The 26623-nt window shown below is 67.1% G+C and carries 24 protein-coding genes and 1 pseudogene; 12 read left to right on the top strand and 13 right to left on the bottom strand.

Annotated features, from left to right (window positions below):
- Window positions 1–26 precede the first annotated feature (26 nt).
- Complete coding sequence (locus BLT03_RS20375; protein ID WP_092745599.1) at window positions 27–2270, top strand: protein-disulfide reductase DsbD family protein; 2244 nt, start codon at window positions 27–29, stop codon at window positions 2268–2270.
- Window positions 2271–2388: 118 nt separating this feature from the next.
- A pseudogene (locus tag BLT03_RS20370) lies at window positions 2389–2996 on the top strand (thioredoxin family protein).
- An 84-nt stretch (window positions 2997–3080) separates the two neighbouring features.
- Here the strand turns inward: BLT03_RS20370 and BLT03_RS24575 are convergent.
- Together BLT03_RS24575 and BLT03_RS20365 are read right to left on the bottom strand one after the other, a co-directional pair.
- On the bottom strand, window positions 3081–3239 hold the full coding sequence (locus BLT03_RS24575; protein ID WP_175537818.1) for a hypothetical protein: 159 nt from the start codon (window positions 3237–3239) through the stop codon (window positions 3081–3083).
- Between the two features lie 21 nt (window positions 3240–3260).
- Complete coding sequence (locus BLT03_RS20365; RefSeq protein WP_092745598.1) at window positions 3261–4244, bottom strand: TerC family protein; 984 nt, start codon at window positions 4242–4244, stop codon at window positions 3261–3263.
- Window positions 4245–4464: 220 nt separating this feature from the next.
- Here BLT03_RS20365 and BLT03_RS20360 point away from each other — a divergent pair, with 220 nt between their 5' ends.
- The 3 genes from BLT03_RS20360 to priA all read left to right on the top strand — a co-directional run bounded on the left by BLT03_RS20360 (window position 4465) and on the right by priA (window position 9348).
- Window positions 4465–5379, top strand: a complete 915-nt coding sequence (locus tag BLT03_RS20360) for a LysR family transcriptional regulator (RefSeq protein ID WP_092745597.1) — start codon at window positions 4465–4467, stop codon at window positions 5377–5379.
- A gap of 85 nt (window positions 5380–5464) precedes the next feature.
- A complete protein-coding gene (hemE, locus tag BLT03_RS20355) occupies window positions 5465–6577 on the top strand; it encodes a uroporphyrinogen decarboxylase (protein ID WP_092745596.1) in 1113 nt (370 codons plus the stop codon).
- A 665-nt stretch (window positions 6578–7242) separates the two neighbouring features.
- Entirely contained in the window at window positions 7243–9348 is a 2106-nt protein-coding gene (gene priA / locus BLT03_RS20350) for a replication restart helicase PriA (protein ID WP_092745595.1), read from the top strand.
- Between the two features lie 85 nt (window positions 9349–9433).
- Here priA and BLT03_RS20345 read toward each other — a convergent pair whose 3' ends face one another.
- The 5 genes from BLT03_RS20345 to BLT03_RS20325 all read right to left on the bottom strand — a co-directional run bounded on the left by BLT03_RS20345 (window position 9434) and on the right by BLT03_RS20325 (window position 12583).
- Window positions 9434–10384: an AEC family transporter gene (locus tag BLT03_RS20345; protein ID WP_092745594.1), complete on the bottom strand. Its 951-nt coding sequence runs from the start codon at window positions 10382–10384 to the stop codon at window positions 9434–9436.
- Between the two features lie 108 nt (window positions 10385–10492).
- Window positions 10493–10852, bottom strand: a complete 360-nt coding sequence (locus BLT03_RS20340; RefSeq protein WP_092745593.1) for a hypothetical protein — start codon at window positions 10850–10852, stop codon at window positions 10493–10495.
- 86 nt (window positions 10853–10938) lie between these two features.
- A complete protein-coding gene (locus BLT03_RS20335; protein ID WP_092745592.1) occupies window positions 10939–11340 on the bottom strand; it encodes a roadblock/LC7 domain-containing protein in 402 nt (133 codons plus the stop codon).
- A gap of 8 nt (window positions 11341–11348) precedes the next feature.
- Window positions 11349–11891, bottom strand: a complete 543-nt coding sequence (locus BLT03_RS20330) for a GTP-binding protein (protein ID WP_092745591.1) — start codon at window positions 11889–11891, stop codon at window positions 11349–11351.
- Entirely contained in the window at window positions 11888–12583 is a 696-nt protein-coding gene (locus BLT03_RS20325; RefSeq protein ID WP_092745590.1) for a hypothetical protein, read from the bottom strand. The genes BLT03_RS20330 and BLT03_RS20325 overlap by 4 nt, the downstream gene beginning before the upstream one ends.
- A 272-nt stretch (window positions 12584–12855) precedes the next feature.
- Between BLT03_RS20325 and BLT03_RS20320 the strand changes: the two genes are divergently transcribed.
- The 3 genes from BLT03_RS20320 to BLT03_RS20310 all read left to right on the top strand — a co-directional run bounded on the left by BLT03_RS20320 (window position 12856) and on the right by BLT03_RS20310 (window position 16998).
- Entirely contained in the window at window positions 12856–14934 is a 2079-nt protein-coding gene (locus tag BLT03_RS20320) for an ATP-dependent helicase (RefSeq protein ID WP_092745589.1), read from the top strand.
- A gap of 260 nt (window positions 14935–15194) precedes the next feature.
- Window positions 15195–16373 carry a phospholipase A gene (locus BLT03_RS20315; RefSeq protein WP_245711483.1) on the top strand — a complete coding sequence of 393 codons (1179 nt, stop codon included), beginning with the start codon at window positions 15195–15197 and terminating at the stop codon, window positions 16371–16373.
- Between the two features lie 238 nt (window positions 16374–16611).
- The gene (locus BLT03_RS20310) at window positions 16612–16998 is read left to right on the top strand and encodes a hypothetical protein (RefSeq protein ID WP_092745588.1); all 387 of its coding nucleotides are present in this window, start codon (window positions 16612–16614) and stop codon (window positions 16996–16998) included.
- A gap of 77 nt (window positions 16999–17075) precedes the next feature.
- Here the strand turns inward: BLT03_RS20310 and BLT03_RS20305 are convergent, their stop codons facing one another.
- On the bottom strand, window positions 17076–17561 hold the full coding sequence (locus BLT03_RS20305) for a universal stress protein (protein ID WP_092745587.1): 486 nt from the start codon (window positions 17559–17561) through the stop codon (window positions 17076–17078).
- Window positions 17562–17690: 129 nt separating this feature from the next.
- Between BLT03_RS20305 and tgt the strand changes: the two genes are divergently transcribed.
- Window positions 17691–18863 (top strand): tRNA guanosine(34) transglycosylase Tgt, encoded by a 1173-nt coding sequence (tgt, locus tag BLT03_RS20300; protein ID WP_092745634.1) that lies wholly within the window; start codon window positions 17691–17693, stop codon window positions 18861–18863.
- Window positions 18864–18973: 110 nt separating this feature from the next.
- Window positions 18974–19663, top strand: a complete 690-nt coding sequence (locus BLT03_RS20295) for a glutathione S-transferase family protein (RefSeq protein WP_092745633.1) — start codon at window positions 18974–18976, stop codon at window positions 19661–19663.
- 80 nt (window positions 19664–19743) lie between these two features.
- Here BLT03_RS20295 and BLT03_RS20290 read toward each other — a convergent pair whose 3' ends face one another.
- The 4 genes from BLT03_RS20290 to BLT03_RS20275 all read right to left on the bottom strand — a co-directional run bounded on the left by BLT03_RS20290 (window position 19744) and on the right by BLT03_RS20275 (window position 22971).
- Window positions 19744–20868 (bottom strand): zinc ribbon domain-containing protein, encoded by a 1125-nt coding sequence (locus tag BLT03_RS20290; RefSeq protein ID WP_092745586.1) that lies wholly within the window; start codon window positions 20866–20868, stop codon window positions 19744–19746.
- Window positions 20869–20982: 114 nt separating this feature from the next.
- Window positions 20983–21828, bottom strand: coding sequence for a DUF2145 domain-containing protein (locus BLT03_RS20285; protein WP_092745632.1), 846 nt, complete (start codon window positions 21826–21828; stop codon window positions 20983–20985).
- Between the two features lie 11 nt (window positions 21829–21839).
- A complete protein-coding gene (locus BLT03_RS20280) occupies window positions 21840–22295 on the bottom strand; it encodes a hypothetical protein (RefSeq protein ID WP_139160462.1) in 456 nt (151 codons plus the stop codon).
- Window positions 22296–22437: 142 nt separating this feature from the next.
- Entirely contained in the window at window positions 22438–22971 is a 534-nt protein-coding gene (locus BLT03_RS20275) for a YiaA/YiaB family inner membrane protein (RefSeq protein WP_092745631.1), read from the bottom strand.
- Between the two features lie 219 nt (window positions 22972–23190).
- Between BLT03_RS20275 and BLT03_RS20270 the strand changes: the two genes are divergently transcribed.
- Complete coding sequence (locus BLT03_RS20270; RefSeq protein WP_092745584.1) at window positions 23191–24780, top strand: surface layer protein NpdA; 1590 nt, start codon at window positions 23191–23193, stop codon at window positions 24778–24780.
- 64 nt (window positions 24781–24844) lie between these two features.
- On the opposite strand, the gene BLT03_RS20265 is transcribed toward BLT03_RS20270, so the two are convergent.
- Window positions 24845–25366 carry an Lrp/AsnC family transcriptional regulator gene (locus tag BLT03_RS20265; protein ID WP_092745583.1) on the bottom strand — a complete coding sequence of 174 codons (522 nt, stop codon included), beginning with the start codon at window positions 25364–25366 and terminating at the stop codon, window positions 24845–24847.
- 217 nt (window positions 25367–25583) lie between these two features.
- On the opposite strand from BLT03_RS20265, the gene BLT03_RS20260 reads away from it, so the two are divergent.
- Window positions 25584–26600: a 1-aminocyclopropane-1-carboxylate deaminase gene (locus BLT03_RS20260; protein ID WP_092745582.1), complete on the top strand. Its 1017-nt coding sequence runs from the start codon at window positions 25584–25586 to the stop codon at window positions 26598–26600.
- Window positions 26601–26623 lie beyond the last annotated feature (23 nt).

Here is a 26623-nt window from a genome sequence, read left to right as displayed (position 1 = left end):
CCGAGGCTGCGGCTCCCACTTGCGACATGTCACACCGCCTGCTCCAGCGCTTGCTGCCCGCTCTGTTATTGATAGCTGCCAGCGCTCTTCCCATAAGCGCTGGAGCCCAATTTGGCCCCAAGACCACCGCTGCGACGACCACCGCCGCAGGCGGCAGCGCCAGCGGCAGCAGCACCGTCACCACGCCCCATGTCCAGGCCGAACTGGTGGCGCATGCGCCCGAGGGCGTGGCACCGGGCAAGCCGCTCTGGCTGGGGCTGTCGATCACGCACCAGCCCGAGTGGCACACCTACTGGATGAATTCGGGCGATTCGGGCCTGCCCACCGAACTGGAATGGCAGGTGCCCGCCGGCATCGAGGCCGGCGCCATCGCCTGGCCCGTGCCGCGCAAGATCCCCATCGGCAATCTGGCCAACTACGGCTACGAAGGCACGGTGCTGCTGCCGGTGCCCATGACGGTTTCCAGCGCGTTCGCGCCCGGCCCGCTCGCCCGCACCGCCACCTTCCACCTGCGCGCTTCATGGCTGGTGTGCCGCAAGGAGTGCATTCCCGAAGAGGGCGACTTCACCCTGCAGTTGCCGATCCGCAGCACCACGGCGCTGAATGCCGGGGCGTTCGAAGCGGCGCAACAGGCCCACCCCCAGCCTCTGCCGGCCCCTGCCGGCGGCGGCGCGGCCAGCAGCGCGCGCGTGGATGGCAACGCCATCGCGCTCACCGTGGCGGGCCTGCCGCCCGCGCTGCGCGGCCAGGCGCTGGAGTTCTTTCCCGAAACCACCGGCGCGATCGAAACCGCGGCCGACTGGACGCAAGCTTGGCAGGGCGATGTGTGGACGGCGCGCGTGCCGCTGTCGGCGCAGCGCAGCGCCAGCCCGGTGCCCATGCCGGTGGTGCTCGCGCATGCCGGCCGGGGCTGGCGTGCCGAGCTGCCCGTGGACGGCGGCTGGCCCAAGGCGGCGGCGATGGCCAGCGTCTCGCCCGCGCTCGAAGCCGCCTTGCGTGCGAACGCGGCCCAGGGCGGCGCCGCGCCGGTCGCGCCACAAGTCACGGCCGCCCCGCTGGCCACGCTGTTGGCGGCGCTGGCGGGCGCACTGCTGGGGGGCCTCATCCTCAATCTGATGCCGTGCGTGTTTCCGGTGCTCGCGATCAAGGTGGTGGGTTTCGCCCAGCATGCGCAGAACCGCCGCGCCCACCGCATCGGCGGGCTGGCCTACACGGCGGGCGTGGTGCTGTCGTTCATGGCGCTGGGCGCGCTCATGCTGGCGCTGCGCGCGGCCGGCGAAGCGGTGGGCTGGGGCTTTCAGTTGCAGTCGCCCGGCGTGGTGGCGCTGCTTGCCGCGCTGTTCACGGTGATCGGACTGAATCTGGCGGGCGTGTTCGAGTTCGGGCGCTTCCTGCCCAGCTCGGTGGCTACGCTGCAGGCACGGCACCCGGCGGTGGACGCGTTCCTGACCGGGGTGCTGGCCGTGGCGGTGGCATCGCCCTGCACCGCGCCGTTCATGGGCGCATCCCTCGGCCTCACGGCTACCCTGCCGGCCGCGCAGGCGCTGGCCGTGTTCGCCGCGCTGGGCGTGGGGCTGGCGTTGCCGTACCTGGCCGCCAGCTGGGTGCCGGCGGTGGCCCGCGCCCTGCCCCGGCCCGGCGCATGGATGGACACGCTGCGCCGCTTCATGGCCTTTCCCATGTTCGCCACCGTGGTGTGGCTGGTCTGGGTGCTGGGCCAGCAAAGCGGAATCGACGGCGCAGCGGCGTTGCTGGCGCTGCTGGTCATGCTCGCCATGGCGGTCTGGGCCCTCACGCTGGCGGGGCGCACCCGCTGGGCGATTGCTACCATTTCAATAGCAGCATTGGCATACATGACGGCGGTGTGGGGCCCGAAAGTCGTTGAAATCCCGCCCCTTCCTGCCGCCACCGCATCGGCAGCGGCCACGGCCGGCGGCTGGCGTCCGTGGCAGGCAGGCTTGCCCGAGCAGCTCGTGGCCCAGGGCCAGCCGGTGTTCGTGGACTACACGGCCGCCTGGTGCGTGACCTGCCAGTACAACAAGAAAACCACCCTGGCCCACGAAGACGTGCTGAAAGACTTCGCCGCCAAGAACGTGGCCCTGCTGCGCGCCGACTGGACGCGCCGCGACCCGGCCATCACCGCCGCGCTGGCGCAACTGGGGCGCAGCGGCGTACCGGTCTATGTGCTGCAGGCACCGGGCCGCCCGCCGGTGGTGCTGTCGGAAATCCTGGGCGTGCAGGAAGTGCGCGCGGCCCTCGCCGGGCTGTAGAAAGCCGGCCGCCATCGCCCTGCCTGCGCCGGGGTTTTGGTCACTGCCGCACGAAGGCTGCGCGACACTGTGCAGGCCATCGCCCTACCCGCCCACTGTTTTTCGACAGGAGAACGCCATGCTTCGACGGACCCTCTTCGCCTGCCTTTTCCTTGCTGCGGGCGCTGCCCAGGCCGCCGCCACCGTGGGCCAGCCCGCACCCGACTTCAGCCTCAAAGACGCCACCGGCAAAACCGTGCGGCTGTCGGACTTCAAGGGCAAGCACGTCGTGCTGGAATGGACCAACCCCGGCTGCCCGTTCGTGCGCAAGCACTACGACAGCGGCAACATGCCTGCCACGCAAAAGGGCGCGGTGGACCAGGGGTGGTCTGGCTGTCGGTCAACTCCACTGAAAAGGCCAGCGTCGATTACCTGGCACCGGCGCAATTGGCCGCGTGGTTCACGGAGCGCAAGGCCGTGCCCACGGCCTTGCTGCTGGACGAAGAGGGCACCGCCGGCCATGCCTACGGCGCGCGCACCACGCCGCACCTGTACATCGTGGACCCGAAGGGCACGCTGGTGTACGCCGGCGGCATCGACAGCATTCCTTCGGCGCGCCCGGCCGATATTCCGAAGGCCACCAACTACGTGAAGGCCGGCCTGGCCGACGCCTTGGCGGGCAAGCCGATCGCTACGGCGACCACGCAGCCCTACGGCTGCTCGATCAAGTACAAATCGCCCGCCTGACCCCGTCCAGACCAGCGGGGCTAAAACCAGCAGGACCAAAAAAAGGCGGCCCGAAGGCCGCCGCTGACTGCTCCAGTTGCCGCGTCACACCGCCAGTGCGGTCGCGGCCCCCACGCCGCACAGGGCGGCCAGTCCTGCCAGCAGGTTCACGTCGCGGCGCTCGTTGCCCGCGCGCCAGCCGACGAACGTGGTGATCACCAGGGTGACCAGCAGGCACAGCAAAATCGATTCGACCATGGTCATGACAGGGTTCTCCTTGGATGCTCAGCGGGGGTCGTGCGGCACGGCGGGGGTTTCGCGGGGCTGACCGCGCGAAGTCCACAGCGAGGCGATGACGGAGCCGGCAATCAGGCCCGCGGTCGCCAGCAGCGCATAGCCGATCGGGATCTTGTACACGTCGATCAGCAGCATCTTTGCGCCGATGAACACCAGCACGAGGGCCAGGCCGTACGCCAGCAGGTGGAAGCGGCTTGCCAGATCGGCCAGCAGGAAATACAGCGCCCGCAGCCCCAGGATGGCAAAGATGTTGGCGGTGAGCACGATGAACGGATCGCTCGTGATGGCGAAGATCGCCGGAATGCTGTCCACCGCGAAGATGATGTCGGTCGTGCCGATCAGCACCAGCACCACGAAGAGGGGCGTGTAGTGCTTGACGCCGCCGATCATGGTCGTGAGCTTCTCGCCGTCGAACGTGTCCGCGATGCGCATGCGGCCCCGCAGGAATTTCAGCACCGGGTTGGTGGCGATGTCGGGCTCCTTGCCGGCCGCCAGCCACATCTTCACGCCCGTGATGACGAGGAACGCACCGAACACGTACAGCAGCCAGTGGAACGTGGACAGCAGCCAGGCGCCTGCCAGGATCAGCACCGTGCGCAGCACGATCGCACCGATGATGCCGACGATCAGCGCGCGCTTTTGGTACTCGGCCGGCACGGCGAAGTAGCTGAACAGCATCAGGAACACGAAGATGTTGTCCACCGACAGGCTTTTCTCGACCAGATAGCCGGTGATGAACTGCATCGACACCGTGTTGGCCACCTCGCGGCCCTGGGAGCCGTTCAGGTACCACCACAGGATGCCGACGAAAACGAAGGCCAGCGAGAACCAGAGCACGCTCCAGCCCACTGCCTCCTTGGTGGTCACCTTGTGCGCGCCCTGGCGCTCCATGACCAGCAGGTCCACCCCGATCGCGACGACCACGAAGACGGCGAACCCCACCCACATCCACCAGGTTCCGATGGTTTCCATGGCTCAGCCTCCAAAGAAGGGGGTGCCGCAGGTTCGCGGCGGTTGAAGGAGCGCCGGTGGCGGCGAGAGGGAGATGGCTGGCTGGTTCATGGCTTGTTGGAAAAGTAATGAGAGGAACGAACCGGACTGTGGGGCCGCCCCGGCGAGAAAAGAAGATGCCTTACCGATACCATCACTTCGGTTTTTCCGAACCATTCCATTTTTCTCAATCGCCCTCGCCATGAGCCAAAGCTTCAATTACCGCCATCTGTATTACTTCTGGGTGGTCGCCAAGGAGGGCGGCGTGGCCCGCGCGGCGGAGCGGCTGGACATGGCGGTGCAGACCATCAGCGCCCAGGTCCGGTCCCTGGAAAAGGACCTGGGCGTGACCCTGTTGCGCACCGAGGGGCGCAACCTCGTGCTGACCGATGCGGGCGTGGCGGTGCTGCACGAGGCCGACCACATCTTCGCGCTGGGAGAACAACTGCCTCAGCGCGTGCGCGAGGCGACCAGCGGGCAGGTGGTGCGGTTGAACCTGGGCATCTCCGACGGCATCGCCAAGCTGGCCGTGCACCGGCTGCTGACCCCGGTGCTGGACGAACCCCACCTGCGCCTGCTGTGCCATGACGGCGAGTTCCAGCCCCTGCTGGCCGAACTCGCCCTGCACAAGCTCGATGCCGTGCTGGCCGACCGCTCCGCCCCGCCCAACCCGGCCCTGCGCACCACCAGCCAGCTGCTGGGCACCAGCGCCATCGGCTGGTACGCCCCGCCGCTCTGGGCGCGCACGGCTTCGCAGAGCTTTCCGCACAGCCTGGCCGTGGTACCCGTGCTGCTGCCCACGGCCCACGCGGCGCTGCGTGCCCGGATCGACCACTGGCTGGAGCGAGAACGCATCCGCCCCCGGCTGGCCGGAGAGTTCGAGGACAGCGCCCTGCTCAGCACCTTCGCCGCCGCCGGCATGGGCGTGATGCCGGCGCCCTTGCTGCTGGGCGAACACCTGCAGCGCACCTACGGGCTGGAACCCGTGGGCACCACGCCGGACGTGCATGAACACTTTCACCTGATCTACAGCGCGCGCAAGGTGATCCACCCGCTCGTCACCCGGCTGGCGGAGGCGGGCGCGGCCGGCCTGTTGGGCGACACCCCGGCCGATTGATGGCGGCAACCCGGCCGACGGCGCCTTCACCCGGGAATGGATCTGGCGCAAAAGCCCTCGCCCGCGGCTACGCGACAATCGGGGCATGAGCTTCGCCCCCCTCCAGAACGACACCTTCCTGCGTGCCTGCCGGCGCCAGGCCACCGACTACACCCCCCTGTGGCTGATGCGCCAGGCCGGCCGCTACCTGCCGGAGTACAAGGCCACGCGGGCCCGGGCCGGCAGCTTCATGGGGCTGGCCACCAATGTGGATTACGCCACCGAGGTCACGCTGCAGCCCCTGGAGCGCTTTCCGCTCGACGCGGCCATTTTGTTCAGCGACATCCTCACCGTTCCGGACGCCATGGGCCTGGGCCTCTCGTTCGCCGAGGGTGAAGGCCCGCGATTCGCCAAGGTGGTGCGCGACGAAGCGGCGGTGGACGCCCTCGCCGTGCCGGACATGGACAAACTGCGGTATGTGTTCGACGCCGTGACCAGCATCCGCAAGGCGCTCGACGGCCGCGTGCCGCTCATCGGCTTTTCCGGCAGCCCCTGGACCCTGGCCTGCTACATGGTGGAAGGCAAGGGCAGCGACGACTACCGCCTGGTCAAGACGCTGATGTACAGCCGCCCTGACCTGATGCACCGCATTCTGGCCATCAACGCCGATGCCGTGGCGGCCTACCTCAACGCCCAGATCGACGCCGGCGCCCAGGCGGTCATGGTGTTCGACAGCTGGGGTGGCGTGCTGGCCGACGGGGCTTTCCAGACCTTCAGCCTGGACTACACCGCGCGCGTGCTGGCGCAGCTCAAGCGCACCGGCGTGGACGGCACCGACGTGCCGCGCATCGTGTTCACCAAGGGGGGCGCCCTCTGGCTGGACGCCATGAACCCGTTGGACTGCGAGGTACTGGGCCTGGACTGGACGGCCAACCTGGCCCGCGCGCGGGCCCTGGTCGGCGGCGCGGTGGGTGGCCCCGGCAAGGCGCTGCAAGGCAATATCGACCCCAATGTGCTGTTCGCTCCGCCGGAGCAGATCGCGGTGCAGGCCCGCGCCGTGCTCGACAGCTTCGGCGCGCCCCACACCGACCGGACCACGACCGGGCCCACGCACATCTTCAACCTGGGCCACGGCATCAGCCAGTTCACGCCGCCCGAGCATGTGGCGGCCCTGGTGGAAACGGTGCACACGCATTCCCGCCAATTGCGCCAGGCTTGACAAGCGGCGCGCGGTAGCCCCGAGTTATTCACACAGCGCGCACCACCTTGGCGCATGGCCGGTACCGCTGAGAATCTTTTCCGCAGCGGATCAAAATAATAGGCATCACCTGCAAGTCTTTGATTCATAACGACTTGCCGGATTTGCCGAATTTCCGGGCAATGTAACAAACCCACGTGTTTTCAAGGCTTGCGGGCCGATGAGGTGGGGATATCAACAAAGTTATCCACAGAAATTCTGAAATTCTCCGAAATCCTCGGCAAATCAAGCACTTGGAGCTGCCATTGAAGAAATCGCCCCACCTTCGCACCATTGCCTAGCACAAGAAGTGCCCTTGACAAGCGCTGATCATCTCCACTTATGCACAAGAGCCGTGATGCGGTGCAGCATGCCCGCTGATTTGCCAGGATGGAGTGGGTTCTCAATTGGATTTCAATAGATCATTGATTCATAACGATTTTTCACCCTCCTTCAGAGCGAACCCATTGGGTGCCGGGGCTTGAGCAATGAAGGCGAGGAGTGCCGCCCGAAGGGGATGTCAACAAAGTTATCCACAGAAAACATCAACCACGCCATAAACCCCGGCGAATCAACCACTTAGCGCGTGCATCGCCATCTCACCTGAACAAGTGTCCGTAACCAACGACCCAACCGCTCGCCCCCCGGTGATCGTGCAGATCGCCGTGCAGACCCCTGCGCACAGCAACGTGGGGGATCTGCTGAGCTATGCCAGCGATCAGCCGCTGGCGCCCGGTACGCTGGTGCGTGTGCCGCTGGGCACCCGCGAAGTGCTGGGGGTGGTCTGGGATGCTCCGGAAGGCGGCATGCCGGCGCTGCCAGCCGGCCTGGCCGCGCGCAACGTGGCCGCCGTGCTGCATGGCGTGGCGCCGCTGGGCGCACCCTGGCGCCGTCTGGTGGCATTCACCGCGCGGTATTACCAGCGGGGCCTGGGCGAAGTGGCCCTGGCCGCGCTGCCGCCACAACTGCGCGACCTGGGCCCCGAGCAACTCGCCCGGCGCCTGCGCCGGCCGGCCAAGGCGCTGGAGGGTGGCGATGCGCTGCCCGATGTCGCCCTGAGCGCCGAGCAGGAAAGCGCCCGCGCCGCCATCGCCGCCGAAGCCGGTCCCTTCCTGCTGTACGGCAGCACGGGCAGCGGCAAGACCGAGGTGTACCTGCGGTGCGTGCAGGAGGCGCTGGAGGCCGATCCCACAGCGCAGGCGCTGGTGATGGTGCCCGAGATCAACCTCACCCCCCAATTGGAAGAGCGTTTCACCGCCCGCTTCGCGCCCCGCTACGGCGCGGGCAGCGTGGTGTCGCTGCACAGCGGCATGACGAATCCGCAGCGGCTCAAAAGCTGGCTGTCGGCGCACGCGGGTACCGCGCGCATCGTGCTGGGCACCCGCATGTCGGTATTCGCCAGCATGCCGGGCCTGGCGCTCATCGTGGTGGACGAAGAACACGACGCCAGCTACAAGCAGCAGGAAGGCGCCCGCTATTCGGCCCGGGACCTGGCCATCTGGCGCGGGCGCGACCAGGGCGCCAAGGTGGTGCTGGGCTCGGCCACGCCGTCGCTCGAAAGCTGGCATGCCAGCCGCCCCGCCGAGGCCGGCGCCCCGGCTGGGCGCTACCGCCGCCTGCACATGCCCAGCCGCATCGGCGCGGGCGAACTGCCCCGCGTGCGGCTGGTGGACATGGGCCAGCAGCCGCGCGGAGCGGTGTTCTCGACGCCGCTACTGGCGGCCATCACACAGCGCGTGGAGCGCGGTGAGCAATGCTTGGTGCTGCTGAACCGGCGCGGCTTCGCCCCGGTGCTGCACTGCAGCGACTGCGGCTGGAAGAGCGACTGCCCCCACTGCAGCGCGCACCAGGTCTTTCACAAGATCGACCGCACCCTGCGCTGCCACCACTGCGGCTATGCGCAGCGGGTGCCGCACGCCTGCCCAAGCTGCGGCAACCCCGACATCGCCCCCATCGGCCGCGGCACCGAGCAATTGGAAGAACAGCTGGCCGCCCTGCTGCGCAACGTGATCACGCCAGAACGCCGCGCCGCGCGGGTCGCCCGCATCGATGCGGACACCACCAAGGCCAAAGGCGCGCTCGAAACTCAACTGGCCCAGGTGCACGCGGGCGAGGTGGATGTGCTGGTCGGCACGCAGATGGTGGCCAAGGGGCACGACTTTCGGCGAATCACGCTCGTGGCGGCCGTGCAGCCGGACGGCGCCTTGTTCTCCAGCGACTTCCGCGCGCCCGAACGCCTCTTCGCGCTGCTGCTTCAGGCCGCCGGGCGGGCCGGGCGCGATGCCCGGTACGTCGCCGAGCAAGGCAGCCAGTGCGAAATGTGGGTGCAGACCTACCACCCCGAACACGCGGTGTACGAGGCGCTGCGGCGGCACGACTACCCCGCGTTCGCAGACAGCCAGCTCGCCGAGCGCGCCGAGGCCGCGATGCCGCCGTTCGCCTACCAGGCGCTGGTGCGGGCCGACGCCCGCACGCAGGAGGTGGCCCAGGCTTTTCTGGCAGCCGCCAGCGCCGCCGCGCAGGACGAAGCGCTGCCGGGGTTGGAGCACGTCACCTTGTTCCCGCCGGTGCCGCTGGCGATCCAGCGGGTGGCGAATGTGGAACGCGCGCAGATGCTGCTGGAAAGCGGCAGCCGCACGGCCCTGCAGCGGTTTCTGGCGGCATGGCAGCCCCTGCTGCATGCCACGCGCGCGGCCCCGGAACACAAAGGGCTGATCCGCTGGCTGGTGGACGTGGACCCGCTGGCGATCTGACGGCGGCTCACGCCCGCCGACCCGAACCGCGCCACCCTACGCGACCCTACACAACCCAGTTGCTATTGAATAAATAGCAAACAACTCATACCAATAAAGCGACGGCGGCCGAAAAGCTGATGAACGCCAGCGCCGTGGACACCAGAATGATCCGAGCGATGCGCCCGTTGTGCGCGCCGAAGCGCTCGGCCAGCAGCGACACGTTGCTCGCGCTCGGCAGCGCGGCCACCAGCACCAGCGTGGTGTGCGCGAATGGCGTGAGCGGCACACCGGCCGCGATCGCGCCATGGCCCGCCAGCCAGACGAGCAGCGGGTGCACGAACAGCTTGGCCAGCGCCACCGGCACGTAGTCGCGAACCGGCACGCGGTCGTGCTGGTTCATCTGCGAGCGTGCCAGCACGGCGCCGATGGTGAACAGCGCCACCGGAGACGCCGCGCCAGCCAGCATGCCCACCGTCTGGTCGAGCGGGCCGGGCAGGCGCCACTGCAGCGCCGAGGCCACGGCCCCCAGGGCAATGGACCAGGGCATGGGATTGGTCGCCATGCCGCGCAAAGCCCTGCGCACGGCCACCGCAACGCCGTGCGTCCCGACGCCGTCCAGCCGCGAAAGGGCAATGCACAGCGACGTGGTAAGCACCATGTCCACCAGCATCGTCAGGATGGCGGGCCCTGCCGCCGAGGCGCCGAGCAACGCCACCAGGAGCGGAACACCCATGAAACCGGTATTGGGAAAGGCGGCCACCAGCGCACCGAAGGCCGCGTCGTTCCACCCCAGCCGCGCACGGGTCAGGGCCACGGTGGCACCGACCATCCCCAGGCCGCACAGCACGTACACGCCGGCCACGGCCGGGTCCAGCAACTGGCCGATGGGGGTGGTCGCCCCCAGGCGGAACAGCATGCAGGGCAGCGCGAAGAAGAGCACGAACGCATTCAGGCCCGGAATGGCCGCCTGCGGCAGCGCGCCCGCCCGCGCGGCCAGGTAACCGCAGAGCACGAGCGCGAAGAAGGGAAACGTGATGGACAGGACGGACAGCACCGCCCGATTGTCACCACGCCAGCGGCCCGATCCGTTCCGCCATGAAAAAAGCCCGCGCGGGGCGGGCCGGGTGGCGACGGGGCGCCGATGAGCGCCAGAGCCGGCGCGTCAGATCTGAATGCCCTGCTCCACTTCCTGCACCTTGCGGCGCGACAGGGCGAGGTTCGACTTTTCCTTGTCGAGCACCAGGTAGATGAACAGGCCTTCGTGCGCTGCCAGCGGGCGGATCACGTGGTACTGCTTGCCCAGGGTGATGAGGATGTCATCGATCTTGTCGGTCAGGCCCAGCGAACGCATGGTCTTGTTCTTGGCGCGGACCACCTCGGTGTTGCCGGCCGCGGCCAGTTCCATGTCGACACCGGTGCCGACGCTGCCCAGCAGCATGCCGCTGCCGCTGTCCACCAAGGCTGCGCACAGGGCGCCGTCGATGGCGTGGAGTTGATTCAGGGAGTCTTGGAGGGAGGCCATGGGGTTGATTCCTTAAAAGGGGATACGAAAAGGGAACGGCATGCACAACGGCGCGACGCCAGCCGGGGCTGGCGCCGCGCGGGGGATCATTCGGGGCGGCCCAACTGCTGCGCGACCTCGCCTGCGGTCCACAGGGCCCGCCCGAGCACGGCCTGCTTTTCCAGCACGAGGCACAGGATGGTGGGAAACGCGCCGCCGATGGCCTGGAAAATCGCCAGGCCCGCCTCGGTCTCGAAGGTCAGGCGGCGGCAGCCGGGGTAATTGATTTCCCGGCCCACGGCACGGGCCATGGCCATGAGCGAGCCGGCCATGGCGGCCAGGCGGCGCACTTCCAGTCCGCCGCCCACCGACAGGGAGGCCACCTCGAAGCCGTCGAGCGTGGTGATCAGTGCCATGCGCACGTCGCCCGCAGGGGCCACGACCCGCTCCAGCACGTCCCGGGCCGCCTGCGCCCGCTCAGGGGGGACGACGATGTTCGCCTTGTTCATGGTGGTGTTCAGTAGGTTTCGTTCTGCAGGGACAGCATGGACGCCAGCACGCTGATAGCCTCCAGCAACTGGCCGCGGTTGCGCGGGTCGGCTTCCAGGATGGGCACCACGCCGTGCTGCGAGGCGGACAGGGCCTGGCCGAACGCTTCGATCTGGGCCGGCGTGGCAGGCCGGGCGCTGAGCACCAGAACCAGCGGCGGCTCGGACTGCTCGGCCATTTCGGCCAGGAGATCAAGCGTTTCGCCCACCGCCGTGGGGCTGGCCACATCGGCCATGATGAAAACGCCCATCGACACCGACAGCAGCCATTGCCGAATGAAGTCGAACCGATCCTGCCCCGGGCAGCCGCACACCTGCACATGCTCGCCATCGCCCAGGTCGATTTCGCCGAACTCGGCGCCCACGGTGGTGAATTCTTTGGCGTGGGCGGCCCGGTCGAGATTGGGCACGTCCGAAGACGCCATCACGTCACCACAGAGCGATCGCAACGCGGTCGTCTTGCCGATGCCCATGGGCCCCACGAGCGCAATGCGCGGCAGTGCCCCGGTCATGCCTGGCCTCCACCGCGCACCCAGCGGGTCAGGCGCTGCACCAGCCCGGTCTGCACGGGCCGGGGGCGGTCCGGCACCGGCGTGGCCGAAGGCGCCACGGCTTCGGTGCGCAACACGCCCCGGCGCGACAGCTCGGCCAGCAACGCCTGGGCCAGGGCCGGATCAAGGCCGCTGTGCTCGCACAACTGCGCCAGGCTCACCGGCGCGCGGGTGAGGAGCGCCAAGGCCCGCATGCTGCCTGCCGAGCGGAACGGTGCCGCGAGGGACACCCAGGTGCTCAACTGGAACCGTTGGTGGGGGGCGCTGAAATCGATCCGCGCGGTCATGGCCGCAGCCTCGGCGGCAGCGCCGCTCATCTTCTGGCGGGCGCGCCAGTCCATGAGGAAAACGGCCGCCCGGTCGAGCACGTCGATCAGGTCCGCCACGGTGTAGCCGGACTGCAGGCGCGCCACCCATTGCGCCTGGGGTGCTTTTTCGGGAAAAGAGCCTCCGACGCAGACCAGGCAAGGCGCCTGGCAGCCGGGCTGGGCCTTGCTGGCATCGTCCACCAGCAGTACCTGGGCGTCGGCCGTGGCCACTTCCCGCCATTCGAGCAGCGATTTGCGGGCCGCCACGCTGAACAGCTGGCTGAACCGCTCATAGAAAAGAGGGGTGAGCATTTCTGCGGCCACACCCGCTGAAGCATCGCGCATGGCGGTGAACCCCCAATGGAATCAAACAGATGGCCCAGTATAGGGATGCATATTGATACATCCAACAGAAATTTGCTAGAAATGTAAAAAATGATTGTGTATTCGCGAATTCCGAATTTCGACGGTCAAAGGCCAAAAAACCACGCCGGAAAACGGCCTGCCTGCGCGCAGCCGCTGCCAGTATCATTGCGCGCTCCAGCACCGCCCTTGCCCGGGAACGGTGCCACTTCCGTGCCTTGCCGGCGCCTGCCAACGCCTCTTTCTCCTCCTGCATGTCCGCCGGTCTCAATCTCGCCCAACTCCAGGCTGTCCACTACACCGAGGGGCCATGCCTCGTGCTGGCGGGCGCAGGTTCGGGCAAGACACGGGTGATCACCCACAAGATCGCGCGACTGATCGAAACGGGGCTCGAAGCGCGCCGCATCGCCGCTATCACTTTTACCAACAAGGCCGCCGCCGAAATGCGCGAGCGTGCCCAAGGGCTGATCGGCCGCGCGGCCAAGGACGTGCTGGTGTGCACATTCCACGCGCTGGGCGTGCGCATGGTGCGCGAAGACGGCAAGGTGCTCGGTCTGAAGCCCCAGTTCAGCATCCTCGATGCGGACGACGTGACCGGCATCCTCAAGGACGCGGCCGGCGGCACGACCGACATGGCCACCGCGCGCCAGTGGCAGTGGACCATCAGCAAGTGGAAGAACATGGGGCTCAACGCCCAGGAATCGCTGGCGCAGGCCGCGGATGACAACGAGCGCAGCATCGCCTTGCTGATGGCGCGCTACGAAGAACGCCTCACCGCCTACCAGAGCGTCGATTTCGACGACCTGATCGGCATGCCGCTGCGTCTGCTGCGCGACCACCCCGAGGTGCGCAGCAAATGGCAGAAAGTGCTGGGCCACGTGCTGGTGGACGAATACCAGGACACCAACGCCACGCAGTACGAATTGCTGAAACTGCTGGTGGGCGAACGCGCGCGGTTCACGGCCGTGGGCGACGACGACCAGTCCATCTATGGCTGGCGCGGCGCCACGCTGGACAACCTCAAGAAGCTGCCGGTGGACTTCCCGCAGCTCAAGGTGATCAAGCTGGAGCAGAACTACCGCTCCACCAGCGCCATCCTGCGCGCGGCCAACAACGTGATCCAGCCCAACCCCAAGCTGTATCCCAAGACGCTGTTCTCCGAACTGGGCGAAGGCGAGCCGGTGCGCGTGGTGGATGCCGACAGCGAAGAGCACGAGGCCGAGCGCGCCGTGGCCCGCATCCAGAGTCTGCGCGCCGCCGCCAACCCGCCGCCGGCCTGGAAGAGCTTCGCCATCCTCTACCGCGCCAACCACCAGGCCAAGCCGTTCGAAAAGGCACTGCGCAAGGCCAACATTCCGTACAAGGTGTCGGGCGGCACGAGCTTTTTCGACCGCGCGGAAATCAAGGACCTGTGCGCCTGGTTTCGCCTCTGGATCAACAACAACGACGACCCGGCGTTCCTGCGCTCCATCACCAGCCCCAAGCGCGGCATCGGCCACACCACGCTGGGCACGCTGGGCGAATTCGCCACGAAGCACAAGCTGAGCATGTTCGGCGCGCTGTTCAACGGCATGCTGCCGGCGGCCGTTCCCAAGCGCGCGCTGGACGGGCTCATGGAGTTCGGCCGCTACGTCAACGACCTCGAATACCGCGCCCGGCACACGCACGGCGCGGAAGACTCGCGCGCGTTCCTGGCCGACTGGCTCAAGGAAATCGACTACGAAAAGCACCTATACGACGGCGAAGACAGCGAGAAGGTAGCGGCTGCGCGCTGGAGCAACGTGCTGGAGTTTTGCGACTGGATGGCGCAGCGCGCCGGCGGGCAGATCGACGACACCTCGGGCAGCGTCGTCGTGAAAGAGACGAAGAGCCTGCTGGAGGTCTCGCAGACGATTGCGCTGCTGTCCACCATCAGCGAGCGCGAGAAGGACCAGGACATGGTCACGCTGTCCACGCTGCATGCCTCCAAGGGCCTGGAATGGCCGCATGTGGTGCTGGTGGGCGTGACCGAAGGCATGCTGCCTTTCAAGCTCGACGACGATGAAGGCCGGCAGTTGAAGGTGAGCGACGACACGCTGCAGCGCCTGCAGGAAGAGCGCCGCCTGATGTACGTGGGCATCACCCGCGCCCAGCGCAGCCTGGCCGTGAGCTGGACGAAAAAGCGCAAGAAAGGCCGCGAGATGGTCAATGCGCAACCCAGCCGCTTCATCGCCGAAATGGCGCTGGACAAGAACACCGCGCGCGAAGACCCGCGCGAAAAGCTCAAGGCGCTGCGCGCCGAGTTCGCCGCCCGTAAGGCGCAGAACGCCGCCGCGGGCGCCGCCACGCCATGACACGCCGGCACCTCGGGCTGGCACAGAGCGTGCGTGGCATCGCGCAGCAGGGCGGCACATTCGCCCAAGCTCCACTAGAGGCGGGCAAGGCGGTCGATACGAACGATGGCGACCTCACGCCCGAAGAATCGGCCACCGGCCAACACATCAGCGCCACCTGGATCGGCCAGGTGGCAAGTCAGTTGCGGCAAGGAGATACGAGGAACATGGAACAACGTACAACACCACACCGTCCCGTTCGTGCTGCGCAAGCAGTCCGGATGGCAATGATGCCGCGGCATCTGGGCACGCTGGCACTCGCGCTGTGCGCACCGGCAGGTGCCGCACTGGCGCAAACGCCGCCTGCCGCCTCCAGCGAGGCCGCGGGCGAAGCCTGGCGCCGCTGCACGGCCATCGCGGGCGACAGCACCGCGCGCCTGGCCTGCTTCGACCAGTGGGCCGGCCAGCAGGCCTGGAAAGCCCCGGCAGCATCGGCCGGCACACAAGGCGGCAACACCACGGCCAGCACCGCACCGCCCACCCCCGTGGACACGACGCTGCCGGCCACGCGCCTCATCGACGTCGCACAGGTGGAAGGCTGCCGCGACGAGCAGTACAGCACGCTGTCGCGCTTCTGGGAACTGGAATCGGGCAGCGATTGCGGCACGTTCCGCTTTCGCGGCTACCGGCCGATCAGCATTTCGGTGGTGAAGGGCAGCAACGTGAACCGCCAGCCCACTTCGCCCGTGGCGGACCACAACGCCACCTCGGCCGTGGACTACCGGACCACCGAGAACCGCATTCAGCTGTCGGTGCGCACGAAGGTCGCGCAGGGCCTGCTGACGCAGGGCCACCCCACGCTCAAGGACTCGATATGGGTGGGCTACACGCAGCAGTCGTACTGGCAGCTGTTCAGCCCCGACATTTCGCGCCCCTTCCGCGCCACCGACCATGAGCCGGAAGTCATGTACGTGTACCCCACCGACGCCAAGCTGCCCTTCGGCTGGCGCTGGCGCTACAGCGGCATCGGCCTGGTGCACCAATCCAATGGCCAGAGCCTGCCCCTGTCGCGCAGCTGGAACCGCGTGTATCTGATGACCGGCATGGAGCTGGACAACCGCTGGAGCGTGAATGCACGCCTGTGGAAGCGCCTGAGCGAAAGCGCCGACAGCGACGACAACCCGGGCATCAGCGACTACATCGGCCGGGGCGAGCTGCAGGTGAACTGGAACTACGACCGCGACAACACCGTGGGCGTGACGGTCCGGCATTCGCTGGCCTCGACACCGCGCGGCTCCGCGCGCATCGAATGGCTGCAGAACCTGGGCAAGGGCCTGGGCGGCAGCAAGAGCAACCTGCGCCTGCACACCGCCCTGTTCAGCGGCTACGGCGACAGCATGATCGACTACAACCGCAAGCGCACCGTGTTCAGCGTCGGCCTGAGCCTCGTCGACTTCTGACGCCACGCCGTGGCAACCGGGCCCTGCACACGCGCAGTGCGGGCCTGGCGCATCACATCCCGTTACCGTTTGACCCGGCCACTGCCTTGAATCGGGGCACCCGCGCCGACACAATGGCACGCACACCGCAGTCCGCCAGGCCCCGCGCACCCACTCTGGAATAAGAGGCGTTTTCACGCCGCTTTCTCCACCATTGCCGGTCCAAGCCCCCAGGACAATGCCCCTCGGAGGACGAAACATGGACATGCAATATCAGCTCAAGGCTGGAAGTTACTACCTGTACGACATGCGCGAGGCACCCAGTGCCGTCACGGGCGAGCGCCGCTTCAAGCTGAAGACGGATACCGTGGCCATCGCGTTCGACGCGCACACCGGCGAAGTGCACCAGCACGGCACCCCGTCGCGCATCCAGTCCTGGGCCAGCAACACGCGCCGGCGCCTTCGTGCAGCGGGTGCGGTCGATGTGGCCAACGACATCGTCGTCGTCTCCGGACCGCTGCCGGTGGACGAACTCAACAAATGCCTGTGGATCAACGGCTACTGCCGGCGCATGTTCAAGCGCCTGGCCAGCCTCCCGCACGGCAAGCTGCAGCGCCCCAGCGAGCCTTTCCGCAAGGCCGCTTAAGTTCCGGCGCCGCAGGGCCAGCGGCGTTCGGGCGTTTCGGCAGCCCGGCAATTGCTGCCGGGCCCGCCACCCTTCCTTCAGGCCAGAGTTTCCTCGCCCCCCTCGGCATTTACATCCACCGTTTCCAGAGCCTCCGCGTGCTTGACGATGGTCACCGGCACGTGGCTGGCATGCACCAGCGCCTGTGACACCGACCCCAGCAATGCACTGCTGATCGCGCCCTGGCCGCGCGCGCCGATCACCAGCATGCCGCAGCCGTGGCGCTCGGCGATCTCCACCAGCGTGTTGGCCACGTCGCCCACGCCCACTTCGGTCTCATGCTCTACTCCGGCGGCTTCGAAAATCGCGCGGGCGGACGCCATCAGGTGCAAGCCGGCTTCCAGGCTGGCGGCAGCGATGAGGTCCGGGTCGCGCGACACCACCATTTCATAAAGCGTGGCGGGTTCTTGCACGTGGGCGAGCACGACGCTGGCGTGCAGTCCCTGCCGCAGCAGCGCCAGGGTGTGATGCACCGCATCCAGCGAGAGGTCCGACCCATCGACGGCGATGAGGATCTTGAGCATGTCCGTGTCCTTTCCTGAGGTCTGAGGGGTCCGCCCGCGAAGCACGGGGCTCGCGGGCGGACAGTGCGGTCCAGTGTAGCGGCGCCCTGCAGCGCGCCGGCCCGGTGTGCGTCTGGGACAATGCGCGCCATGCTGCAGTTCGACCTTCTGACCACCGACCCCACGAGCCACGCGCGCCGAGGCACCCTCACCCTGAACCACGGCGTGGTGCAGACCCCCATCTTCATGCCAGTCGGCACCTATGGCACCGTCAAGGGCGTGATGCCGCAGAGCCTGCACGACATGGGCGCGCAGATCATCCTGGGCAACACCTTCCACCTGTGGATGCGCCCCGGCCTGGACGTGATGCAGAGCTTCGGCGGCCTGCACAAGTTCGAGCAGTGGAACAAGCCCATCCTGACCGACTCCGGCGGCTTTCAGGTGTGGAGCCTGGGCGCCATGCGCAAGATCACCGAAGAGGGCGTGCACTTCGCCTCGCCCGTGAACGGCGACAAGCTGTTCATGTCGCCCGAAGTGAGCATGCAGATCCAGACCACGCTCAACAGCGACATCGTGATGCAGCTCGACGAGTGCACCCCGTACGAAACCAAGGGACACCTCACCACCGAGCGCGAAGCGCGCACGTCGATGGAGATGAGCCTGCGCTGGGCGCAGCGCAGCAAGGACGAGTTCAACCGCCTGAACAACCCCAACGCACTGTTCGGCATCGTGCAAGGCGGCATGTTCGAGAACCTGCGCGCGGAATCGCTGGAGCGGCTCGTGGAGATGGACTTTCCGGGCTATGCCGTGGGCGGCGTCTCGGTGGGCGAGCCCAAGGACGAGATGCTGCGCATCATGGCGCACACGCCACACCGCCTGCCGGCGCACAAGCCGCGCTACCTGATGGGCGTGGGCACGCCCGAGGACCTGGTGGAAGGCGTGGCGCAAGGCGTGGACATGTTCGACTGCGTCATGCCCACGCGCAACGCACGCAACGGCACCATCTTCACCCGCTACGGCGACCTGAAGCTGCGCAACGCCCGCCACAAGGCCGACCACCAACCGCTGGATGCCACCTGCACCTGCCATGCCTGCGCGGGCGCCGAAGGCGTGGCCTGGGACCAGGGCGGCCGCGGAGGCTTCAGCCGCGCATACCTGCACCACCTGGACCGTTGCGGCGAAATGCTGGGCCCGATGCTCACCACCATCCACAACCTGCACTACTACCTGAACCTGATGCGCGAGGTGCGCGAATCGCTGGATGCGGGCCGCTTCGGCGAATTCCGCCAGCAGTTCGCTGCCGATCGCGCGCGCGGGGTCTGAGACCATCGCCCCTGGCGGCGTGCTGCCAGAGATAGCCGCAGAGGCGGCACCGTGTCCGCTGCGGGACGTTGCCGATGCCGCGCTGCGCATCGCCCCGCTACGATGGCGCCATGCTGACCGTCCACCACCTCGAAACCTCGCGCTCGCAGCGCATCCTCTGGCTGCTTGAAGAACTGGGCGTACCCTACGAACTCAAGCGCTACCAACGCGACCCGCGCACGCGGCTGGCACCCGAGGCCCTTCGCAAGGTGCACCCGCTCGGCAAGTCGCCGGTCGTCACCGAGGGGAACGAGGTCATCGCCGAATCGGGTGCGATCATCGAATTCCTGGTGGAAACCTACGGCGCCCAGGCGACTGGCGACCTGGCGCAGCTGGAACCTGCGCGCGGGACGCCCGAGTCCCGCCAGTGCCGTTTCTGGATGCACTACGCCGAGGGTTCGCTGATGAACTGGCTGTTGATGAAGCTGGTGTTTCAGACGCTGCCCAAGCAGCCCATGCCGTTCTTCGTGCGCCCCATCGCGCGGGCCGTGTGCGGCAAGGCGGAGCAAAAGCTCGTGGACCCGAACCTGGCGACGGCCCTGGCTTTCATCGAAGACCACCTGGCGAAACACCGCTGGTTTGCCGGACCCGACCTCACCATGGCCGATTTCCAGATGAGCTTTGCCGTCGAAGCTGCGCTGAGCCGGGCGCAGGATGCGAAGCGCTACACGCACCTGCAGGCTTATCAGACCCGCATGCGCGAACGCCCGGCCTACCAGCGCGCGCTGGCAAAAGGCGGCCCGGTCGTGATGGCCAGTTGACGCCTTCGTTCGAGCGCCGGGCCACGCTGGCGGCCATGGTTCTCTGAATCTGCACAGGGCTTTTCAGCCCTGCGCCGCCGTTAACCGGCCGGCGCCACGCCGCCCTCCGAAGGCCTTGGCGCAAGCGGCGGGACCGCCACGGCAGGCGCCGACTCGCCCTCCAGCCCAGCGCGGCTGGCACCCGCACCGCAGGCATGGCAGAACCGGGCGAAAGCGCTCTTGCGCGTGGTGCACGCGCCGCAGTGGTCGAACAGCCCGATGCCGCAGTGCGGGCAGAAATCGATGGTGGGGTCTTTCAGGTCCACCGGCCGCTCGCACCCCGGGCACACGCTCTTGGCCAGGCGCGCCAGGGCCACGTCGTAGCTCAGCTCTTTGCGGCGTTCCTGGTCGGGCATGGCTTCGGCGCGCTTTTGGCGCTCCAGGTACCGGTTGAGCGCCACGATGGCGTAGCGCCCCACCAGCGCCGTGACCACGATGCCCACCACGTAGCGCACGTAGCCGCCGTAGCTGGGCAGGTACGGCACCAGTTCGACGAAGAACGCGAACAGCGCAAAGAAGATGAAGCCCCAGACGAAAGGCCAGTAGGTGCTCTTGCGTTTCTTGACGAAGAGCCAGCCGGCCACCGCCAGCAGCGGCAGGGACAGCGCCAACCGGTACAGGAACACGCGCAACTGCACCTTGCGCTGCTGCACGGCCATGCGCTCATAGCCGCCCTGCTCCAGCGCGGACAGGCGCTGCTGCGCGGCCTCGGCCGCCTGGCGGGCGTCGAGCGCGGCCTGCTGCTGGGCCTCGACCGCCTGCTGGGTCTGGCGCTCACGCAGCTTGAGCGCGTCCAGCGCCTTCGTGCGCTGCACCACCTCGGGGTTGTGCTCGGACTGCTGCGTGGCGCTGCGCGTGGCCAGCCAGTTGTCGAAGGTCTCGCGCTCGGCAGCGGTTTCACTGCGCGACTTGGCGCGCTGCAGCCGCGCCTGGTCAAGCGCCGTCTGGGCACTCTCTTCGGCCTGCTGCGCGTTACGCACCTGGGTGCGCAGCGCATCCGCAGCGGGGCGGTCCAGGAAATCGTCGAGCTGCAGCGTGGCCTCGACCTTGGGCAGGTCGTCCACCACCGTGCCGCCCAGTCCGATCAGAAAACTGGCGAACACCAGCGACACCAGCCACAGGCCGCGGCGGAACCACTTTTCCGACAGGCGAAGGGATTTGCTCATGGTTGGATCCTTAGCATTGAAATACTATTAATTTGATAGCAGCCACCGCAATGAATACGGCGGCAACGGCTGTTTTGACTATAAACCCATGGCACCTGTGCCAGAGGTGGCGCACTAAGGCGGCGGCAGGACCACGGGAGTCGACGCCATCTGTGCGCGTTGCAGCCAGGCCAGGGTGGAGTCCACCGTCACCGTGGCGATGCGGTTGGCAAAGCGCTCGCTGTCCGGATGGTCGTCGAACGCCACGTTCGCCGCCGTGACTCGCCCTCCCAAACGCGTGAGCGCGCCGATCTTGAGGACCGTGGGCTCGTACCCCTTCCAGCGCAGCCAGGCCTGCGCCTGATCGCGCGTGCGCACGGTCGAGGGTTCCATGGCTGCGGCCAGCGTTTCGATGGCCCACTGATTCGACTGCTGGTACTTCGTGCTCCAGGGGTAGCTCACCATGCTGTAGGGCCGGTGGTGCATGGCCGTGGCGCGGGTGCGATCGGCCAGTGCGGGCAGCAGCCGCTGCTGCACTTCGGGCGTGGGCACGGCCCAGACGGCCTCGTAGCGCCACAGGTCGTCGAGGAAGAATTCGCCCAGCCCTTGCCGGTACACCGCCCCGACGGCGGTGCCGCACTCGTTCAGCTTGTGCACCACGCGCCAGGGACCCTGAGGCGTGCGATACGCCCAGCCCAGGTGGGAATAGCGCAGCCCGTAGCGCGAAAGGTCCTGCCCCGCCCGGGCCAGCACGACCACCTGCGTGCCGTGGCGGGCGTGCTCGGCATCCAGTGCGGCGGCCGTGCGCTTGGCCAACTGCAGTCCTCGTTCGATGAGTTGCGGCGTCGGCTTGCGCGGCTCGCATGATCGCCCCGCCTGCGCTGCGCCCGAACCCGCCAGGGCCAGAACCACCAGCACGGCCAGGGCCAGTTCGCGCCATCCGGGGGCCTGCGGGGCAATGGCTGGGGAAATGACACGCATGGTCTGCCCCTTCACAGCCGCTCGTTGTGCAGCAGTGCGCGGCCCAGCGCATTGGGGACGAAGGCCACCACCTCGCCGGCCACCGACAGCACCACGCCGGCCCCGATCACGCTGCAGACGACCGACGCCCCCACGGCATGGGCGGTGCCCGACGCGGCCCGGCCAACCACCTCGACGCTCACCTGCGCGCCATCGGAAGCGCGCTCCAGCAGGTACACCGTGCCGTTGGCCGATGCCTGCACCGCTTTCACCGTGAGGATTGCGCCCCCCACCGAAAGCGCAGCAGGTACCGTCACCACGGCGCCGACTGCGGTGGACGCCACCGAGGCGGTGCCCACGACCGATGCCACCGGCAGCAGCGACAGGCCGACGGACACCTCGCTTTGCGCATGGGCCGCGCCCGATGCAAGGCAGTAAACCAAGCCGAGGCCGGCGACCAGGTGGCGCCAGGAACGGCGCGGATTCATCAGCAAGGGATTGCGCATGGGTTTTCTCCAGGAAAGGACGCGCCGGCCGACCGGCCTTGAAGCGCATCACACGGATCACGAAAGACGCTGAGTACCGAAGATCAAGCCGCGGAGCGGGCGATGGGCCCGCCAGCGCTTGGGCTCACTCCGCAGCAGACTTGGCAGCCTTGTCCGACGGGGCTGCGGCAGAGGACACAGAAGGCGCGCTGCCCATGGCGGCAGTGGCTTCGCGGCGGCCCTGCCAGCGGGCTTCGGCCAGGTCGGCCTCGTGACGGTCGCGCAGCATCTTGGCCAGCGTGAACGCGGTGGTGATCAGGTACAGCCAGCTCACACCCAGAAATGCCTGATAGGTCGGATTGATTTCCATGCTCCACAACCCCCAGCCCGTGAGGCCCACGGCCACCGCGAACCCACCCCAAACGACCAGCTTGAACATCGGCGTGTCGGCACCGCGGCGTGCATCATTGTCGCGAACGAACTTCGCGAGCATGAACACGGCCGACAGGCAGAAGACATAGCCCATCACCATGAAGGCCTGCTCCATGCGCTCGCCAGGCAGCCAGGCCAGCCCCACCGTGCAGCAGAACACGGCAATGCCGAACGAAACCCAGACCTGAAGCCGCCAGGCGGACGTATCGCGCTGGATCGAAGGCGAAGGAGCGGAGGGGTGTGGCATGGAAGGAAAGGGCGCGGGCCCGTGGTTGAACATGGGGCGGATCATGCGCAGACAGCACGGCATGCCCTGCCATCGAATGCACGGGTGGCCGGCATTCGGCTGCTCAGTATCGAATGGCGATACTTTCATCTCGGTTTTTCTCAGTATCGACGAGTGCCGCTGCGCCGTGGATTGCGGTAATCTGCGGCCATCATTGGCACTCCAACTGAAGGATTACGCATGCCCATCCAGCAAATCGCGGCCGCGTGCGGCTTGTTGTGCCTCGGCCTGGCCACCAGCGCCACGGCAGGCGTCATCCCCGGCACCGGGGCTGCCCCCTCGAACAGCGTGATGGGCACGACCGACGCCACCACCTACGCCATCGCCGAAAGCGGACCGGGCCACAGTCTCGTGGTGCCCTACTTCACCGCGCAGAACGGGCAGATGACGGTGCTGCACCTGGTCAATACCGACCTCAACAACGGCAAGGCCGTGAAGCTGCGTTTTCGCGGCGCGAACAATGGCGACGGCCTCTTGCACATGACGGTGTTGCTGGCCCCGGGCGATGTGTGGACCGGCGCGGTGACGGCAGGCGCCAGCGGCATCGCGCAACTGTCCACCGCCGACGCGACCTGCAGCTCACCGCGGCTCACGCCTGGCGTGGGGCAGCCCTTCGTCACAGAGCGGCTCAACCCGCTGTGGACCGCCGACGTGATGGCGAACCACACGCGTGAAGGCGCCATCGAAGCCATCGTGGCGGCCGACATCCCCAGTACCGCCGTGTATGGCACCAGCCAGCAGGAGCGATCCGCCCTCTTCACGGCGATCCGCCCGGTAAACGGCGCAGCCCCATGCACCGATGCGGCAATCAGCGCTGCACTGTTCGAAGACACCAGCACCGAGGCCACCGCCGCCAGCCGTGGCCTGGCCACGCCCACGGGCGGTGTGGCGGGCACCTGGTACATCATCGACGTGCCGAACTCCACCACGTTCTCCGGCGCCGCCACCGCGATCCGCGCCGTCAACAACGCAGGCCGCAGCGCGCGGGGCAACTACGTGCTGTTTCCATCCACCGGACAGACGGTCGCCTCCCCCGAGCGCTACACGGCCGACCCTCTGCTCGTATCGGCGGGCTTCGCCACTCGCGTGAAGAACATCGACGGCGAAACCAGCGAACCCACCAACGCGGCGGTCATTCAGGCGCGCTACTACGACCTTCCAGACCTCTCCACGCCGTACTACCTGCCAGCCGGCGAGCGCAATGCCCGCCGAACGGCCGGCGATCTGTCGGGGCAATTGGCCACCACCGAAGTGATGAACCAGTACGCCAGCGACTCCTCCATTTCCGCCAGAACGGACTGGGTACTGTCCATGCCTACGAAGCGCTACAGCGTGGCCTACGACTACGGCCAGCCACCTGCGGTGGCACGCGTGTATTCCGTGGTTCCGCCCTCGGACCTCGGAAGCCAGTATTTCTCAAGCGATGACACCCAGGTGAAGACAAATCCCGAGAGCGTCTGCAACCAATGGGGACTGACTTACTTCGATCGGCAGGCTGCGACCAAGCTGGCACTGAACCCTGTGCTCGCCTGCGGTACGGTGACGACAATAGGCTTTCAGGAAGCAAGCCGCTCGGGTATCTCGGCCTCGATCAATGCCCAACCACGATCGGATGCCTTTGTCGCTGGCTGGGCCAGCTTGGCCACCAATGCCATAGATGGCCGACCCATTATCGGAATGGCCTTGCTCAAGCTCACCAACCCGAATGCCACACAGGGCGTGGCAGGCAATTACGGATTGAGCATGCCGCACATGTTCAGAGTCCCCTGAGCACGGGCAGGGCAGCCATCCATCGCAGTGAGCGATCTACCGGGGCGGCTGGTTTCACAACGCCTCAGATCGCCATGGGCAATTCAGTCGTCGAGAGCACGTTGCGAATCACCATGAACGAACGCACCTGCCGCACCCCCGGCAGGTAGAGCAGTTGCTCGGCGTGCAGACGGTTGAAGCTTTCGCTGTCTTTGGTGCGCACCAGCATGAAGTAGTCGAACTCGCCCGTCACCACGTGGCATTCCATGCAGCCGGATATCTTCGCGGCGGCCTTCTCGAACTCGGCGAACGACTCGGGCGTGGAGCGGTCCAGCACCACGCCGATCATCACCAGCATGCCCGCGCCCACGGCGCGCGGATTGAGCAATGCCACCACCCCGTCGATCAGCCCCAGACGCTTGAGTCGTTCCACGCGCCTCAGGCAGGCCGGTGCGCTCAAGTGGACCTTGGCCGCCAGCGCCACGTTCGACACCGAGGCATCGCGCTGCAACGCGCGCAGGATAGCCTTGTCAGTGCGGTCCAATTCACCCGTGAGATCGGCAGCAGCGGCCGGCACCACCGGCTTTCTTAATTTTGTTGCGCACATGAATAATTTTCCACAATGAAATCGAAATAAATTGGCTTTCTGTTGTCTTTCAAGCCATTTTTCAATCGGATTTTGCAACCCTGTTGTGCCGGCATTTTCCTACCATTCAAAGTAACGGATCGCCTTTGGCTGCTGCCCCGCCAAGCTGCGGAGGCTGCGGCCCACTACGGCGCCGGACCTGTGTCTCCATGACTTCCCTTTTGCCAGGATGCCCTCCATGAATTTGCAGAAATTCCCCCGCCATTCGCTGACCTTCGGCCCCACACCCATCCAGCCGCTGCCGCGCCTGTCCGCCCACCTGGGCGGCAAGGTCGAGCTGTACGCCAAGCGCGAGGATTGCAACTCGGGCCTGGCCTTCGGCGGCAACAAGACGCGCAAGCTCGAATACCTCATCCCCGAGGCGATCGAAGGGGGCTACGACACGCTGGTGTCCATCGGCGGCATCCAGTCCAACCAGACACGCCAGGTCGCTGCGGTGGCCGCGCACCTGGGCATGAAGTGCGTGCTGGTGCAGGAAAACTGGGTGAACTACTCCGACGCGGTGTACGACCGCGTGGGCAACATCGAGATGAGCCGCATCATGGGCGCCGATGTGCGACTGGACGCGGCGGGCTTCGACATCGGCATCCGTCCGAGCTGGGAACAGGCCATGGAGGACGTGCGCCAGGCCGGCGGCAAGCCCTTCCCCATTCCGGCAGGCTGCTCGGAGCACCCCAAGGGCGGCCTCGGCTTCGTCGGCTTTGCCGAAGAAGTGCGCCAGCAGGAAAAGGAGTTGGGCTTTCAGTTCGACTACATCGTCGTGTGCTCGGTCACGGGCAGCACGCAGGCCGGCATGGTGGTGGGCTTTGCCGCCGATGGCCGCGCCGACAAGGTGATCGGCATCGACGCATCGGCCAAGCCCGAACAGACGAAGGCACAGGTACTGCGCATTGCACAGAACACCGCGAAGCTGGTGGAATTGGGGCGCGACATCACTGAAGCCGACATCGTGCTGGACACGCGCTACGGCGGTCCGGAATATGGCCTGCCCAACGAAGGCACGCTGGAGGCGATTCGCCTGTGCGCGCGCCAGGAAGGCATGCTGACCGACCCGGTCTATGAGGGCAAGTCGATGCACGGCATGATCGAGATGGTGCGCAACGGCGAATTTCCCGCCGGCTCGCGCGTGCTGTATGCGCACCTGGGCGGCGTGCCAGCCCTGAACGCCTACAGTTTCCTTTTCCGCAACGGCTGACCCACCCTCAGGAGAACGCAGCA

Origin of the sequence: Paracidovorax valerianellae, from assembly GCF_900102625.1 — a bacterium.
GTDB lineage: Bacteria > Pseudomonadota > Gammaproteobacteria > Burkholderiales > Burkholderiaceae_C > Paracidovorax > Paracidovorax valerianellae.
Note: the sequence above shows the minus strand (reverse complement) of the source record. Positions and strands in the feature narration are given on the sequence as shown.